Source organism: Picosynechococcus sp. PCC 11901, from assembly GCF_005577135.1.
Lineage (GTDB): Bacteria > Cyanobacteriota > Cyanobacteriia > Cyanobacteriales > MRBY01 > MRBY01.
Genome location: NZ_CP040360.1, coordinates 2876496 through 2892077, shown reverse-complemented (window position 1 = coordinate 2892077; position 15582 = coordinate 2876496). Strand labels below are relative to the sequence as shown.

Genomic DNA, 15582 nt, shown 5'->3' with positions numbered 1-15582 from the left:
AATTTCGGCACAAATTTTTCTCTTTCATCATTGCGATCAGACCTATGGGCAACAGCTTCGGACATTTATTTCGGATTACAACCTACGGTGAATCCCATGGGGGTGGCGTTGGCGTCGTGATTGATGGTTGTCCGCCCCTCGTGGAAATTTCTGAAGCGGAAATCCAGGCGGAATTAGACCGCCGTCGTCCGGGCCAAAGTCGCATTACAACCCCCCGGAACGAAGCCGACCGCTGTGAAATTATGTCTGGGGTCTTTGAGGGAAAAACAACGGGAACTCCGATTTCAATTTTGGTGCGCAATAAAGATCAACGCTCCAAGGATTATTCGGAGATGAAGGAAAAATATCGCCCTTCCCACGCGGATTTTACCTACGATGCGAAGTATGGCATTCGCAACTATGAAGGGGGTGGTCGCTCTTCGGCAAGGGAAACTATCGGTCGGGTGGCAGCGGGGGCGATCGCCAAAAAAATCCTCCAGCAGGTGGCCGGGGTAGAAATTATCGGCTATGTCAAGCGCATCAAAGACTGTGAAGCCGTTGATATTGACCCAAATCAAGTCACCCTTGCGCAAGTAGAAAGCAATATTGTTCGTTGTCCCGATGCGGTGGCGGCGGAAAAAATGATTACCCTGATCGATGAGATTCGCAAGCAAAAGGATTCCATCGGGGGGGTGGTTGAATGTGTGGCCCGCAAGGTGCCCGTCGGTTTGGGGATGCCTGTATTTGATAAGCTCGAAGCAGATTTAGCCAAAGGGGCCATGTCGCTCCCAGCCAGCAAAGGTTTTGAAATTGGTTCTGGCTTTGCGGGCACTTTGCTCACGGGCCAAGAACACAACGATGAATTTACCGTGGATGACCAGGGTCAGATCCGCACTAAAACCAACCGTTCTGGGGGTATCCAAGGGGGCATTTCCAACGGCGAAAACATTGTCCTGCGGGTCGCCTTTAAACCCACCGCAACCATTGGGAAAGAACAACAGACAGCCACACGAGCCGGTGAAGAAGCAACCCTCGCCGCGAAAGGCCGCCATGATCCCTGCGTGTTACCCCGTGCCGTACCGATGGTGGAAGCGATGGTCGCCCTCGTGCTGTGTGATCATCTCTTGCGGCACCAAGGGCAATGTCGCACACTCAGCTAACGAAACCACAAGAGCCAAATGGGTAGCGTTCCCAACAAAAGTAGCGTGCCAGTGGCCAGGGAACTGACGGCTAACTGGCGATCGAGGGCATAGGTTTCGCTGACGATCAGGGTGGCAAAGGCGGGCGGCATCGCGATCTGCAACACCAGCACCAGGCAAATGACGTTAGGCAGGTTAAAAAAGGGCAAAATCAAACCGAACAGAAACGGGGCGATCGCCATTTTGATCAAAAGACTACTGCGCACTGGCGGTATTTCTTGCCCCGGTTCCAATTCCCCCAGGCGCATCCCGATCAAGATGATCGCCAAACCAATGACTACCCAGGAAGCGATTTCTAAACTCCATTCCAAAGGTTCCGGAAAAACGAGCGGCTTACAGGCCAACCCCAACACCAAACTCCAGAGGGAGGGGTTGATGCCCACCTGGGTACCCATATTTTTCAGGCGCGTCCCCCAAGTTTGATTTTCCCCCTGGCCGTAGTAGGTGGCCACCATCACCCCGACCCCATAGCCCCACAACAGACTGCCCAGTAAGTCGTAGAACAAAGCCCAGGCAAAGGTTTCTGGCCCGGCGATCGCCAAACTAATCGGATAGCCCAGATAGCCCGTATTGCCAATGCTTGAAACCAACAGGAAACTGCCCTGGGAGGGGAGCGATAAATCGGGGGTACGGTAACGCAACCAGAGCCAAGCCACCCCAAAACAGAGTCCCATTGCCAACCAAGCAACGACCGGCGCAAACCAGAGAGTGCCTGTCAAATCCACCTGGCGCACAAAGCCAAACACACTCAAGGGAATGCCAAACCAAAACAGACCTTTGCCCAGATTGCGCCCCAGGGATGCAGGAAGATATTTCCCCAGGAGCCAACCGCCCCCAATGCCTAGCCCCAACTTGCCGTAGATGAGCGCCAATTGCAGCAGCAATTCTGCCATAAAGTCCCTAACCTTTGATCCTTGTTTGAGCCTAACACCAGATGATGATTTTGCCGGAGAACTTCCCCATTGCGAAGAAAGCAACATAAGATAGAACCACAAAATATTTAGGGAGTGCAGCGGTAGGAATTGAGCGTGTCCGAAGAATTTGATGACCTCTCTGTCCTGGATGACATTGATATTCCTGAGGTCGTGCGGGACGAAGATCCAGAACAAAGCGAAAAAAACACAGGATCTAACCCCAAGCAACGCCTACTGTTGGGGTTGGGAGGAATCCTCATTGTCGGGTTCGGGGCGATCGCCTCGCGCCAGTTTTTCCAGGCCACCCCAGATCCCGTTGTGCCAGAGGATCTTGCCAGCGATGTTTCTCCGTCCGAATCAGGCAGCAATGATACCGAAACCAGCGAACAAATTCTCGGTCATTTTCCCTACCCCGAAGCCGAGGTCAGTGAACTGGTCGCCGTCAGTGCCGATGGTCGCTTGAAATTACGCCCCGCCGCTGCTGAAAAATTTCTTCAAATGCAGGCTGATGCCAGACAAGCCGGGATCAACTTAGCCTTACTTTCTGCCTTTCGCACCATCGAAGAGCAACAATATTTATTTTTTGACATTAAAGAGCAGCGCGCCCAGGACACTACCAAACGGGCCGAGGTGAGTGCGCCCCCCCGCTACAGTGAACACCATACGGGCTACGCTATCGATCTAGGGGATGGAAATTTGCCAGCGACCCACCTCCAGGAAAATTTTGAAAATACAGCGGCGTTTCAGTGGCTCCAAAATAATGCCGCCCGTTATAGTTTTGAGTTGTCTTTCCCGCGAGATAATCCCCAGGGCATCGCCTACGAGCCTTGGCATTGGCGCTTTGTGGGGGATCAAGATAGTCTGGAAACGTTTTACAAATCCCGCAATTTGAATCCGTAGCCCTTTTCTTGGGAAACGATTGGGAGAGACAAAGGTGATGTGCGCATATTCTCAGAGGAACATTAGATCATGGTAGAAACCCTCGATCAACAGCGTTGGTGGGTACAACGGTGGCTAGAATTACTGGATTCTTACCGCTTTAAAAAACGCCTCGAACGGGCGCGCATCTATGCCAAAGCGGGTAATGTGCTGCAAATTGATTTCGTCGAAGCCCAGGCGATCGCCCTCGTGCAGGGGAGCGAACCAGAACCCTACCGCGTTTCTTTAAAACTAGAACCCTTTAGTGACGAAGCTTGGGGCTATGTGGTGGAAAGTTTAGCCCAAAAGGCGCTCTTTTCGGCCCAACTGCTAGCCGGGGAAATGCCGGCGGCCATTGAGCAGGTCTTTACGGCAAATGGTTTGAATTTGTTTCCCTTTACCCTGGCAGATATCCACTCCCGCTGTACTTGCCCCGATAAAGCCAACCCCTGTAAGCACATTGGCGCGGTTTATTATCAACTCGGCGATCGCTTTAACGAAGATCCCTTTGTGATTTTTCAACTGCGGGGCCGCACCAAACAACAAATCCTCGATGCACTCCGGGACTACCGACGGCAACATTTCGCCACGGCAACTGCGACCAATTTACCCAGCCATGACCAGGCTGAACTTGAGACAGTCCAACCGCAACAGAACCCGGAAACCATTGATATTAAACAGTTCTGGCAATATGATCATCCCCTCGATCCAGATTTGGTTGTGATTACGCCGCCCACCGATGGCACCACGAGCCTTGATCTTTTGGGGGCGATCGCCCTTAATCCGGAGGATGCCCAAGCTTTCCAAAGTTACCTCAATTATGTCTATGGCATGGCCAGTCAAAAGGGGTTAATGCAAGCTTTACAGGGGTTGAATGCGAGCGAATCAGCCTAAATCCAGAAAAATTCGCTAAAATCAAAAGCCGATTGCCTTGAAATACAGCAAAAAGGTCACAATCGATCTGTTTTTTTAGTGGTTTTGCCTGGAGTGTATTGAAATTATGTGGATTATTCCCTTTGTGATTGGTTGTGGTGTTGGTGCGGGGGCGTTTTACCTCGTCAAAAAAGACGATCTGAATCGGCTGGGTACTTTAGAAACGGAACTGAGTCAACTGCGACGGGATCTACAAACCAGCGAAACCAACCACGAGCAACGGTTGCGAGAGGCGATCGCCACCTTACAGCAAGAGTATCAAGGCAAAATTGCCACCCTGGAAGCGCAACTTGCCGCCGCAAAAAATCTGGCCTCGGCAGAAACAGCAAGCCTGAAGGATCACACCGTCCCGGATACCCTAGAACCGCCGATCCTGGCCGCCACCATCCAACCCCGCACCGACTCTACCCCCGTCTTGGTGAGTAGCCCCAGTGGTAAACCCTGCATTCCGCCAATTCTCGCCCAAGGGGTGACGTTTCAAACTGTCGCAGCGGCGATCGCCTCCTTTGAACCCCCAATTCTCGCTGCCGAAATTCACTGTCGCACCGAAACCTCAGGCCCCAGCCTCGCCACCCCCAGCGGCAAACCCTGCATTCCGCCGATTCTTGCCCAAGCCTAAAGAAATCCTCCCTTGAGGGAGGAGGCCGTCAGGTTGGAGGTATTATTCCCTGGGGAAAATAGCCTCCTTACCCCCAATCTTGGGAAAACTAAGAATTCACAAGAAAAATCTCCTAAACCGCCAGAGTCTTAGGGGTGAGAGTTCGGCAAAATTTAATTGTTTTTGATACTGCTTAGACTTTAAGCTGCTTGAAAAATAGACCAAAGTTGAGCAATTTCAATTTGAAACTGAGAAAATAAATATCCCCCCAAGGCAAAACTCCCCAGGCCCATCCCACTGAGGATGAGGAACACTTGCCACACCCGATAACCGCGAATCTGTAAATCTAAGTGACACAAAATCCCCGCTGAAAGCAACACAAAAAAGCGGACAAATTGCTCTAGCCAACAAATAATCAAGACCGCCGCAAAGGCCCAGGCTAAGACCGACGTAAAGGCCTTGGCATCGGAGCGCAACCAAGTCCCAAATAACAATTGCATGATTCGTAGGGGAGCCACTAAGACCACCATCAAAAGCAGCACAAGTCCCCCGCCAAATCCCCAGGCCATCTTAAAGGCGATCGCCTGATCAATAGGCCAGAAAAACCATGCCTGATGCCCTAAGAGCCATGCCTGCCACGCGGGAATCATTTCCCCCACCAGCCAACCAAACACCCCATAGGCCAAACAAAAAAGTCCCAAGGAAATCCAAGGAAAACCATAATCTTGGGTTCGTGATGCTGTCATCTCTATTCTTTACCCACGGACGAATCCTGTTACTTGCTAGGATACCCAACAACCATCCTTCCCTGGGGAAGGTGGCTGAACGCCGGAAGGAATTCTCCCTTGAGGGAGGTGGCCGTCAGGTCGGAGGGTGCCATTCTCCCCTTGAAGGGAGCAGAGGGGTGGCCCTTGAGGGGAGTTAGAGGGGTGGCTCGAAAGCAATAAAAAATCAGGGTGCGCAAACAACCCTGATCCCCAACGGAATAATTGAATTGAATTAGACCGCAATCCCAGAACTCAACCCTAGGACATTGCTTGGGTAATGAAGTCAAAATAAGGAGCAGCAATTCTTGCTTCCTCTGAATCAAGCACACCAAGGGCGGCATCCTTGAGGCAGCGAATCGCATCAACCATCCCAGGCACCGGTACACCGAGGGCGTTGTACATTTCCTTCACCCCGATTAAACCAATCCTTTCAATGGGATCTTTGTCGCCAGCGAGGATACCGTAGGTCACCAGGCGTAGGTACCAACCGTAGTCCCGCAGACATTGGTTATATTGCTTCGTGGTGGCTGCATTCCCGCCCGAGGTTCGATATTCTGGGTGGATGCTAAACAGTTGCTTTTGGGCTTGGTCAACGATTTTCTTTTCGTTGTCGGCAAGGGCCTCCGCAATGCGGATCCGTACCGCCCCAGTGGCTAAAAAGTTTTTAATCCCCGAGAGTTCACCGCTGCTGGGATAGCGGAGTTCGTCATCGGCTCTCAGGATAACTTGACTAACGACGCTCATATTATTGCTGTTTTAATAAATGGATTCTTGCTTAGTTTAATAGCTTAGACTATTGTCTCACAAGGCATTCGGGCTTTAATGATTGCCCGATAATTTTAAGAAACGTAAACTCTCTCAGGGAAAGTTCTTCCCCAGTATAGGGGTAAATTGCCATTGGCATCGTCTCTTGGACGGTTTGTCCTAGGCCCAACGGATGAGCCGGGGTTCGGTGGCATCATCTAGGTGAGGGTGGTGGGGGAGGATGCGTAGGGCCATGCCTTGGTAGCCACTTTTTTTGTATTGCACAACGCCTTGGTAGATTGCTTTTTGGTCGGTGGTCAGGCCCTGGAAGGTCATAGGGTAACTTTCGCCGTTAATGAGTTCGTCCTGGTCATTGATGGTGCCGAGGTAAATTTGCACGGCCAGATCGTCTGGGGTCAGGGCCGCGAGATCGAGAATTGCTTTGACATGGACGGGCTGTTGAATGTCGATTTCGGCGGACTCCCCGACATCAAAGGCTTCGACGCGGATATTGTACCAGGCCTTAAAGAGTTGGGATTTCCAATCGGCGAGTTCTTGGACGGCTTGGTAGTGATTGTCGCTGAGTTCAAAATGGCGATCGCTCAATTTAAAATAAGCCTTCTGGGCATAGTCCCGGAGCATCCGCGACGTATTAAACATGGGGCAATTCAGGCGAATGGCCTCCTTCATTTTATTGACCCAGCCTTCGGGGACATCGAAACTGTTGCGCGTATAGAACAGCGGCACAATTTCTTTTTCTAGCAGTTCATACAGGGCACTGGCTTCTACCCGGTCTTGGTAATCTTGATCATCGTAAATTTCCCCGTGGCCGATCGCCCAACCGGTGCGGGTATAGTCGGCCTCATCCCACCAGCCATCAAGGACACTTAAATTCGGCAAGCCATTCATCGCCGCTTTCATCCCGGAAGTGCCAGAGGCTTCCCTCGGTCGTCGGGGGGTATTAAGCCACACATCACACCCAGACACCATTTTGCGGGCAATGTGAATATTGTAGTTGGGTAAGAAGACGACGTAATCTTCGAGGCCTTCTTCCTGGACGGTATGGATGATGTTGCGGATTAGTTCTTTCCCCGGAATATCTTTTGGGTGGGCTTTCCCGGCGATAACAAATTGCACTTGACGCTCTGGATTGCCGAGGATAATTTTTTTAATGCGTTCAATGTCATACAAAAAAAGGTTAGCCCGTTTGTAGGTGGCAAAGCGACGGGCAAAGCCAATGGTCAGGAGGTTGGGCTTGAGTACCTGGCGGGCTTTGGCGATCGCCGCTTCAGTGGCTCCTTGTTTTTGCAGTTGCTTGGCGAGGTGCTGTCGAATATAGACAACCAAATCGGAGCGTTGACGCTCGTGGTTACGCCATAGTTCTTCGTTGGGAATGGTGCTCACTTTTTCCCAGATATGGCTTTCTGCGGGGGCTTCATCCCAGGTGGGGGCCAGGTAGCGGTCGTAGAGATCTTGGGTGGCGGGGGCGGTGACACTGCGGGCATGGACACCATTCGTGATCGAAGTAATCCCCACTTCGTCGCGGGGAAAATCAGGCCACAAACTATGGAACATTTCCCGGGAAACTTGGCCATGGAGTTGACTCACACCATTGATAAAAGCACTGTGTTTGAGGGCAAAGATCGCCATATTAAAGGGCGCTTCTAGATCCCCAGTATTTTCCCGACCCAGGCCCAGGAAGCGGTCTGGGGAGAGGCCAAATTTTTCGGCATAGTGGCCCACATAATGCAGGGTTTGCTCCGGGGAAAAAAGATCAAAACCAGCAGAAACCGGGGTATGGGTCGTAAACATTTGGGTCGAGAGGGCAAACTGTTGGGCATGGCGGAAGGTTAAGCCCTGCTCTTGCATGAGTTTGCGGATGCGCTCCAGGATCAAAAAGGCGCTGTGGCCTTCGTTCATGTGGTAGACCGTCGGTTTGTAGCCTAGTTTTTCGAGCATGCGCACGCCACCGATACCCAGGAGGATCTCTTGGTGGAGCCGGAGATCGCGATCGCCCCCATACAGTTCATCGGTAATGTCGTGGTCATAGGGGTTGGTATTCTGCTCAATGTTGGTGTCTAACATATAGAGGGGCACCGTCCCCACATCGATGCGCCAAACCCGTGCATAGATCATCCGCCCCGGAAATTCCACCTCAATGATCAGTTCATTTCCCTGGTCATCTTTTTCTAAATGGAGGGGCATATTGTAGAAATCATTGATCGGATATTCTTCCTGTTGCCAGCCGTCATGGTTGAGATACTGGGCGAAATAGCCCTCCTGGTACAGTAAACCCACGGCCACTAGGGGTAAACCGAGATCACTGGCGGATTTGAGGTGATCCCCCGCAAGAATCCCCAACCCCCCGGAATAGATCGGCAGGCAGTAGCTGAGGCCATACTCCGCACAGAAATAGGCATAGCATTCTTTCCCTTTGGTTTCGCCCCGTGCTTTGTGGTACCAAGTGTGTTGTTGGAGGTAGTCATCGAGCTGTTCAATGGCCCGTTCCATGTGGGCGATAAAACCGTCATCCTTGGCTAGTTCATCGAGGCGGGCTTGGTCAACGCGACCCAACATCGCCACCGGATTGTGGCTCGTCTGCTGCCATAGGTCTGGATCGAGGCGAACAAAGAGACTTTTTGCGGCGACATTCCAATCCCAGTGGATGTTATGGGCGAGGCGGCGTAGGGGTTCCAGGACAGGGGGTAAAACGGCTTTGACCTGAAACTTGTGGGTCGGTTTCATGGGAAAAATCCTTCAACGGACAACGGGATGATCTGTCTTTAATAAATAGCGAATTCCCTTTGATTTTCTGGCGATCGCCCCTGGGGAATTTATAAATCGATAGAACTCCACACATTTCTTCTGAAAGCCCAAGGAACCGGGTAAATACTAAAAAATCCCGTCAATCGTAGGGAGTTGCGGGAAATACAGGGGAATATATCTAGTTGATTTTGGTACGGAGAGAGAGGGATTCGAACCCTCGGAGCCGCGTACACGACTCGGCACATTAGCAATGTGCTGCTTTCGACCACTCAGCCATCTCTCCTGGCGTGACGATAAATGATTGTAGCAGACCTCCCTAAAAAAAGCTAACCTAAAGTCAGCAATTGTGAAAACGGCGGAATTATGGGTCTTTTTAGCGAAGTTGGGCAGTTTTTTGAGACGCGATTAGAGGAATTTCTCAAGGCACATCCCCAGTTAGAACTCCAGGCGATCGCCGAGCAACTCCAAGAACAAGAACGAGAAGCCAACCGCCTCACCCAGGATCTACAACGGCAACTGACCCAGGTGGAGCAACAGATCGCCCAGGTGGCCCAGGATATCCAACATTGGCACCAGCGGGTACAACAGGCCGAAGCGGGTCGGAGACCGGATCTCGCCAGCGCCGCCAAGGCTAGGGAAGCGGCCCTCCTCCGCCAGGGGAATCAACTCTGGGGCAAGATGCAAGGCACTAAAAAACGCATTGAACAGGCCCAATCTCTTTTGGTGCAGCTCCAACAAAAACGCCAGGAAGTGAAGCAAAAAATGGATGAACTGCAAGCGTCTCAAAAAGTAGAGGATGCCTACACCAGCAGTTGGGAGAGTTTTAGTGGTACCAATGGCGATCGCCAAACCTACAACAGTGCCACCGATCCCCTAGAAGCCCAGTTCCAAAAGTGGGAAATGGACGAACAAATTCGGCAAATGAAGCAAAAAATGGGCCGCTAGTTTTTCACTAAGTGACTCAGCTTAGAATGAGGAAAATAACGATGATTGCAACACCTAAGTTTCCAGAAAAGATGACCGCTGCGGAATATCTCCAGTGGGAAGAACGGCAGGAACTTCGCTATGAATATATTGATGGTGAAGTTCTTGCAATGACCGGAGAGACTTTATCCCACAATGATATTGCACTCAATCTGTTAGTTGCTTTGAGAGCACACCTTAAGCCCAGAGGTTGTCGGGTAAATATGTCTGATGTGAAAGTGCAGGGCAAAGCGAATCGGCGTTATTTTTATCCGGATCTGGTGGTCAGTTGTCATCCTGAAGATCTCAAAGCCCGTAAATGGATTCAGTATCCGAAAGTAATTGTTGAAATATTATCGCCAAGCACTTCAAGTTATGACAGCAAAGAAAAGTTGAAATATTATCGACAAATTCCTAGCCTAGAGGAATATATTTTGCTTGATTCTGAGCATATTTATGTAGAACTTTATCAACGGCAAACGGGAGAAATGTGGGGGTATCGAGATTTTGGTGTTGACGATACGCTGGTGATTCCAAATATTGAATTTGAGTGGGCAGTGGCGGATATTTATGCTGATGTAATTCTAACGGCAGAGGATAGTGAATAATTAGGCGATCGCATCGATCAATAAGTCACTATCAAGGGCATTTGATTGTCGAGCTTGATTGGCACGATGAATTCTCTGGTAGGTTTTTTCTAAGCTAACAAGTTCATCATTAATATGTCCTGCGACTTTCAAATAAGAAGAAATCATATTTCCTGGTGGTTCTTTAGAATGTTTTGGTAAACTTCTGATTTGACTGTGTTGATATCGACCAGATTGATTTCAATCTCATCACTAAGGCTTTGTACTGTGTCCATAGCTAACAACGTTTCACTTGGCTCTAGTCCCCATGCAGCAATGTCAATATCTGACCACTGGGTAAATGTTTCTAAATCAAGAATTGAACCGAACAAAGCAACTTTAGAGGCATTAAATTTTTCTTTTAAAATTATTGCTGCTTGCTTGGCTAAATAAAGATTGTTTTGCTGATGATCCTTCTTGAATTCATAGTTTTTGGGTAAATTTTTTAGAGCTGTTTGATGGCAAAATTCAAGCCTGTTTTTATCTTGGATTAAATCTTTACGTATCATATTTTGTATGACTTAAAATATTTTTTATGAATCTAGCATTGCAGAATACTTAGCCGCAATTGCTCACTAATTTACCCCACTGGTACTTACATCACTAGTGGTTATGTACTAGTAATCCTGTGTGTATTCAGTGACCTGTCTCTTCAGTATGGGGCAGTCAATTGACTTCGATAGTGCTCAGTCAATACCCGTAGAAACTATCCACTAGACACAGCAGATAGTGTTTCGACTTAGCTCAAAAAGTCATCACGAAGTTCCAATAAGACTGGGGCAATGTGATTGACTAGCTCTTCTTTGTTTAGGGAGGAGTAGCCCTTCAGTCCATGACGTTTGGCATAGGCTTTGAGTTTGGCCTTGGTTTGCTGCATGATCTTTTCACGATCAGGGGCAGTTGCAATGCTGTTACCTACACTGGGCAGGATTTGCATTGCACGATTGACAAAAACTTCAATTACCTCAGTGAGGTATTGGCCGAAGAACTCGTCATCGTCAGTGACAATTTCACCCTCAACAGTTTCGCAGTCATCGCCACAGTAGGTAACGATGGAAGTGACTTTAGTGTTAAGGCTTGGTTCTACGATGGCGTAGATACCCTCAAGGTCGGACACGTCATAGGACGCAATGCTGACTAGCAGCAGGTTTGTCCATGATTTAACCTGAAAGTTGTGGCGTTGGGCCAGTTGGTGTAGTGCAGCTTCACTGCCATAGAACTGGATTGCAGCACTGATTAGCAAGTCGTTGGGGACTTGCATTAGTCGGGAGCGCAACGTGGCAACATGATTGCCATGCTCAATGCGCTGTGAAATTTTGGCATAGTGGGTGTTAACATCCCGTGAAGTTAAAGATGCTTCAGGCAAATTTTTATGTGTTGAAATTTTATTCTTTATTTTTTCGAAGTATTCTTTTTGTTCAAAGTAAAGATTTTGTAGTTGCTCTTTCAAGAAATCATAAAAGCTTTGATCTATGTCCTTTAGTACATCATGAAAGTCGCCAAACAAGATAAATGGTTTATAAGAATAGTCAAAACTTAAAAAATATATGTCTTTAATATAAAGAATGATAGCTTTGTTTATCAGAGAAACTCTTTGCTCAATTTCAAAAATGACTTTTTCCGGGCTTTCTGAGTACTCAAGATCTATAGATATATCCCAAGCTGGCAGCTTGAATTTTGTGTTTTCTTCTTCTCCCATTCCCCAAAATACACCGCTGAAATAGATTCGGTTACGAATAATGTTTGTTGAAATGACAAAGGTTGGAATACTATTTAAAATTTTTTGTAATCTCGGAATATCAGTGTCTTCTATTGGATTTTTAAAATAGTCACAATAAATCTCTAATTCTGATCTAGGAATATACTCATTCAGATCAAAAAGCGTACTTTTAATTTGCTCGTGTAAAATTTCATCAGAAAATAGAGGACTCCCAGTGATCTTCGGACGTGATACAAGCACTAATAATCGATATTTAAATTCTTTGGATTGAAGTAATTCTTCTGTTTCTTCACGATTTAGCTTGGAGTTCCAGTTACTTAAGTCCCACTGCTGAAGAATTTGACGATTCTGTTGACTGAATTTTTCTTTATGCCACTGCTCCATTAGGGTCAATTTTAGTTGCTCTAACTCTTTAAGTTGCTTTAATTCCTGGGCTTTTAATTCAGTGATTCGACAATTATGTTGAGCAGCATTATCGATCAATTGCTGTTGCTGTTGGTAAGTCAGCTCTTTCCATTTTTCTTCTTGCAAAATCACTTGGCCTTGCATCTTTGTAGAAGCAAAAACTAATTGTTTTAATTCAGCTTCTCTCTTTTCTTGCTGAATAACATATTGTTGAATTAGTTTTTGATATTTCTCATCTTTTTCAACAACTATAGGTGTTGTATTACTGATTCGAGATCCTTCTTTTTTGAAAAATTTTCGATGAACAAGTTCAAGAATCTTAGCTCCGAAATATATTTCAGTCAACATATTCTTTCTGGGATTTTCTGAAATGAGCGGTAAAAAGTTTAGAAGATATCTTCTAAAAGTTCGCCAAGATCTGCTAACAAGTCTTGAAATGTATCAGCGATGCCATCGCCGTTTGTATCCACTGCTTCTAAAATGCCATCGCCATCTGCATCTGCGTCAAAAAAACCTAGAATACCGTCACCATCTACATCTGTACCCAAGTTGTCAGCGACAGTTCCATTAGCTTCTGTTCGTAAGTAGCCATCTACTACCGTTCCATCACCCCGAACATACGACTCAATCCATTGAACATCTGGCTTCCCTATATAGAAATTTTCATTAATGTCGTAACTATCCATTGATGTCAGCCTAAAAAAATACTCTATTCTGAAATTATAAGTGAATAATCACAAGACGACACTATTAAAACAAGTCATAATTAAAAATCCTCCAGAAATGTGGAGGATCAAGAATTTTGCAGTTGAACGATTACTAAAGGACGCGGAGAATACTCGGCACTTCCTTGATCGCCTCTAGGCCTTCGATTTCTCGCATGGCTTCCCGGAAATTCGCCTCATGGACATCATGGGTCACGACGACGATCTCAGCGCAATCATCCTGAAGACCAATCTGAACAACTGATTCCAAGCTCACTTGGTGCTGCCCAAAGCAAGTCCCCAGATCGCCGATCACACCGGGCAAATCCCGCGACAAGAAGCGCGCATAAAAACGAGTTTTTAGGGTATCAATGGGCAAAATTTTGCTGTAATGCTCGTGGGTGCAGCCCAGGAGAGGGTTGAGTTTCTGGATCACCTGGTCAGAATGCAACAGACCCACCACATGAACAATGTCAGAAACTACGGCGCTGGCCGTTGCCCCAGCCCCAGCCCCAGGGCCATAAAACATTACCTGGCCGAGGGGTTCCCCTTCCACGAGGATCGCATTAAAGACACCATTGACGCTGGCGATGGGATGATCTTCTGGTACCAAAGTCGGGTGAACGCGCAACTGTAGGGCATCTTCTTCGAGGTCTGGTCGTTCGGCGATCGCCAATAATTTGATCACAAAACCGAGCTTTTTCGCAAAACTGATATCTGCCGCACTAATGGAACGAATCCCTTCGCAGTAGACATCTTCGCGCCGAATTCGTCCCCCAAAGGCCAAGGAAGCAAGAATTGCAATTTTGTCCGCCGCGTCGCCCCCATCCACATCGGCACTGGGATCGGCTTCGGCATAACCCAATTTTTGGGCTTCCGCTAATACTTCCCCAAAGTCCGCCCCGTGCTGGGCCATTTGAGTGAGGATATAGTTGGTGGTGCCATTGATAATGCCAATGACACGGGTAATGCGGTTCACTCCTAAAGATTGCTTGAGGGGTTTGATGATCGGAATGCCACCGCCCACCGCCGCCTCAAGGAGCACATAGACCCCCGCTTTGTTCGCTGCGGTGTAAATTTCTTCGCCATATTTGGCAATCACTGCTTTGTTGGCCGTGACCACATGTTTCCCATTGGCGATCGCCGCCAGGATGAGAGTCCGCGCTGGCTCCAGGCCACCCAACAACTCAACCACCACCTGAATCTCTGGATCTTTGACGATGGCTTCTAGATCAGTGGTTAGGCAACCCGCTGGTAAATCAATGTTGCGGGGCTTGTCTAGGGAGCGCACCCCTGCCCGTTTCAAAACCACTTCCCCCAACAGCGGGTGGCGGCCCTGGGGCGACAGCAAAATTTCTGCGGTGCCCGTGCCAACCGTTCCTAAGCCAAGTAAACCAATTCCGATAGCCACAATGTTTTCTCTAGTGCAACATCAAGATAATGTTTCCATTATCCCCCATTACCTGATCTCCCAACTTAGGGATCAACTACTTCCGATGGTGAATTTCTAAAATATAGGGATAATATTGCCGTTGTCCCCGGGAGCCAACCCAGACTTGATACAGTCCTTTTTGCCATTCGCCGCGAATTGCCGGATTTTGACCCACCGCATCGTCATTGCACCACACACCACCGGGGCCTTTGACCACAAGCACCGTATCCCCGGCACTTTCAACACTCAGTTTTAAATCATTAAAAAACGTCATGAGGCTGAGGCGATGGTCGGCATGGTTATCGATAAAGCCAACACAAGACCCCGTGGGGGTATCCTCGATGCCCAAAAATTCTGCGGCGGGTTCACTTCCCCCACTGACCCCCCGTAATAGCTGGGGATTGGGGGCAAAATTAGGGCGCAACTGGAGATTTTCAAAAATGGCTTGTTTTGGTAACGGTTGGGCCATCACCGGGGCGATCGCCAGTCCCATCCCCCAAGCCCCCGTTAACGCCAATAAGCACCGTCGCCACATATCGAATATCCTTTTTTGATTCCAGCATTACCTCGCTAGACGTGGATCAAAAGCCTGGGGTTCCAACGGCTCGCCCCTTCAATCCACCTAACGCAATAGCATTACCAATAGACCCTGCTGACCCAAGAGTACCTCCCGCAGGAGGGTGACGATCCCGACCCAAATCACCGGAGAAATATCAATGCCTCCCAGGGGCGGCACCAGTTTTCTCGTCGGGGCCAAAAGCGGTTCTGTCGGCAAAACCACCAAGCTAAAGGGCAGTTTTGTTAACTCCGCCTGGGGATACCAAGTGAGCACAATGCGGAAAATAAAAAATAGGGTCATCGCGCCCAACAGCAGATTGAGCCCTAGACTTGTCACAGCTAACCAAGACATCGCA

General features: G+C 48.6%; 17 protein-coding genes and 1 tRNA gene. 6 read left to right on the top strand and 12 right to left on the bottom strand.

The genetic code is table 11. The annotated features are described in order from the left end of the window. Positions 1–44 precede the first annotated feature (44 nt). Entirely contained in the window at positions 45–1139 is a 1095-nt protein-coding gene (gene aroC / locus FEK30_RS14975) for a chorismate synthase (protein WP_138073617.1), read from the top strand. Here the strand turns inward: aroC and FEK30_RS14970 are convergent. Beyond that, positions 1136–2071 (bottom strand): AEC family transporter, encoded by a 936-nt coding sequence (locus FEK30_RS14970; protein ID WP_065716821.1) that lies wholly within the window; start codon positions 2069–2071, stop codon positions 1136–1138. The two genes, aroC and FEK30_RS14970, sit on opposite strands and share 4 nt — an antisense overlap. Before the next feature lie 135 nt (positions 2072–2206). On the opposite strand from FEK30_RS14970, the gene FEK30_RS14965 reads away from it, so the two are divergent. The 3 genes from FEK30_RS14965 (at position 2207) to FEK30_RS14955 (ending at position 4562) form a co-directional block, all read left to right on the top strand. Next, on the top strand, positions 2207–2992 hold the full coding sequence (locus FEK30_RS14965) for a M15 family metallopeptidase (protein ID WP_181445665.1): 786 nt from the start codon (positions 2207–2209) through the stop codon (positions 2990–2992). Positions 2993–3061: 69 nt separating this feature from the next. After that, positions 3062–3904 (top strand): SWIM zinc finger family protein, encoded by an 843-nt coding sequence (locus FEK30_RS14960; RefSeq protein WP_138073615.1) that lies wholly within the window; start codon positions 3062–3064, stop codon positions 3902–3904. Between the two features lie 106 nt (positions 3905–4010). Then, positions 4011–4562, top strand: a complete 552-nt coding sequence (locus FEK30_RS14955) for a keratin (RefSeq protein ID WP_138073614.1) — start codon at positions 4011–4013, stop codon at positions 4560–4562. A 179-nt stretch (positions 4563–4741) separates the two neighbouring features. On the opposite strand, the gene FEK30_RS14950 is transcribed toward FEK30_RS14955, so the two are convergent. From FEK30_RS14950 to FEK30_RS14935, 4 genes are all read right to left on the bottom strand, one after another. Continuing rightward, positions 4742–5287: a hypothetical protein gene (locus tag FEK30_RS14950; RefSeq protein ID WP_138073613.1), complete on the bottom strand. Its 546-nt coding sequence runs from the start codon at positions 5285–5287 to the stop codon at positions 4742–4744. 279 nt (positions 5288–5566) lie between these two features. After that, complete coding sequence (gene apcD / locus FEK30_RS14945) at positions 5567–6052, bottom strand: allophycocyanin subunit alpha-B (RefSeq protein WP_012307741.1); 486 nt, start codon at positions 6050–6052, stop codon at positions 5567–5569. 180 nt (positions 6053–6232) lie between these two features. Further along, the gene (gene glgP, locus FEK30_RS14940) at positions 6233–8797 is read right to left on the bottom strand and encodes an alpha-glucan family phosphorylase (RefSeq protein ID WP_012307740.1); all 2565 of its coding nucleotides are present in this window, start codon (positions 8795–8797) and stop codon (positions 6233–6235) included. 215 nt (positions 8798–9012) lie between these two features. Continuing rightward, positions 9013–9101 (bottom strand) — tRNA-Ser (locus FEK30_RS14935). An 80-nt stretch (positions 9102–9181) separates the two neighbouring features. Between FEK30_RS14935 and FEK30_RS14930 the strand changes: the two genes are divergently transcribed. Together FEK30_RS14930 and FEK30_RS14925 are read left to right on the top strand one after the other, a co-directional pair. Then, positions 9182–9763 carry a TIGR04376 family protein gene (locus FEK30_RS14930; protein WP_138073612.1) on the top strand — a complete coding sequence of 194 codons (582 nt, stop codon included), beginning with the start codon at positions 9182–9184 and terminating at the stop codon, positions 9761–9763. Positions 9764–9804: 41 nt separating this feature from the next. Continuing rightward, positions 9805–10389, top strand: a complete 585-nt coding sequence (locus tag FEK30_RS14925) for a Uma2 family endonuclease (RefSeq protein ID WP_138073611.1) — start codon at positions 9805–9807, stop codon at positions 10387–10389. Here the strand turns inward: FEK30_RS14925 and FEK30_RS16785 are convergent, their stop codons facing one another. From FEK30_RS16785 to FEK30_RS14895, 7 genes are all read right to left on the bottom strand, one after another. Further along, positions 10390–10536, bottom strand: coding sequence for a hypothetical protein (locus tag FEK30_RS16785; protein WP_012307736.1), 147 nt, complete (start codon positions 10534–10536; stop codon positions 10390–10392). Continuing rightward, complete coding sequence (locus tag FEK30_RS14920) at positions 10533–10916, bottom strand: nucleotidyltransferase family protein (RefSeq protein WP_138073610.1); 384 nt, start codon at positions 10914–10916, stop codon at positions 10533–10535. The genes FEK30_RS16785 and FEK30_RS14920 overlap by 4 nt, the downstream gene beginning before the upstream one ends. Before the next feature lie 230 nt (positions 10917–11146). Beyond that, positions 11147–12880 (bottom strand): hypothetical protein, encoded by a 1734-nt coding sequence (locus FEK30_RS14915; RefSeq protein WP_138073609.1) that lies wholly within the window; start codon positions 12878–12880, stop codon positions 11147–11149. Positions 12881–12918: 38 nt separating this feature from the next. Beyond that, complete coding sequence (locus FEK30_RS14910) at positions 12919–13218, bottom strand: hypothetical protein (RefSeq protein ID WP_138073608.1); 300 nt, start codon at positions 13216–13218, stop codon at positions 12919–12921. A gap of 133 nt (positions 13219–13351) precedes the next feature. After that, positions 13352–14647, bottom strand: coding sequence for a homoserine dehydrogenase (locus FEK30_RS14905; protein WP_030006628.1), 1296 nt, complete (start codon positions 14645–14647; stop codon positions 13352–13354). A 76-nt stretch (positions 14648–14723) separates the two neighbouring features. Next, positions 14724–15203: a hypothetical protein gene (locus FEK30_RS14900; protein ID WP_030006629.1), complete on the bottom strand. Its 480-nt coding sequence runs from the start codon at positions 15201–15203 to the stop codon at positions 14724–14726. Positions 15204–15290: 87 nt separating this feature from the next. Next, positions 15291–15578, bottom strand: coding sequence for a YggT family protein (locus tag FEK30_RS14895; RefSeq protein WP_012307731.1), 288 nt, complete (start codon positions 15576–15578; stop codon positions 15291–15293). Positions 15579–15582 lie beyond the last annotated feature (4 nt).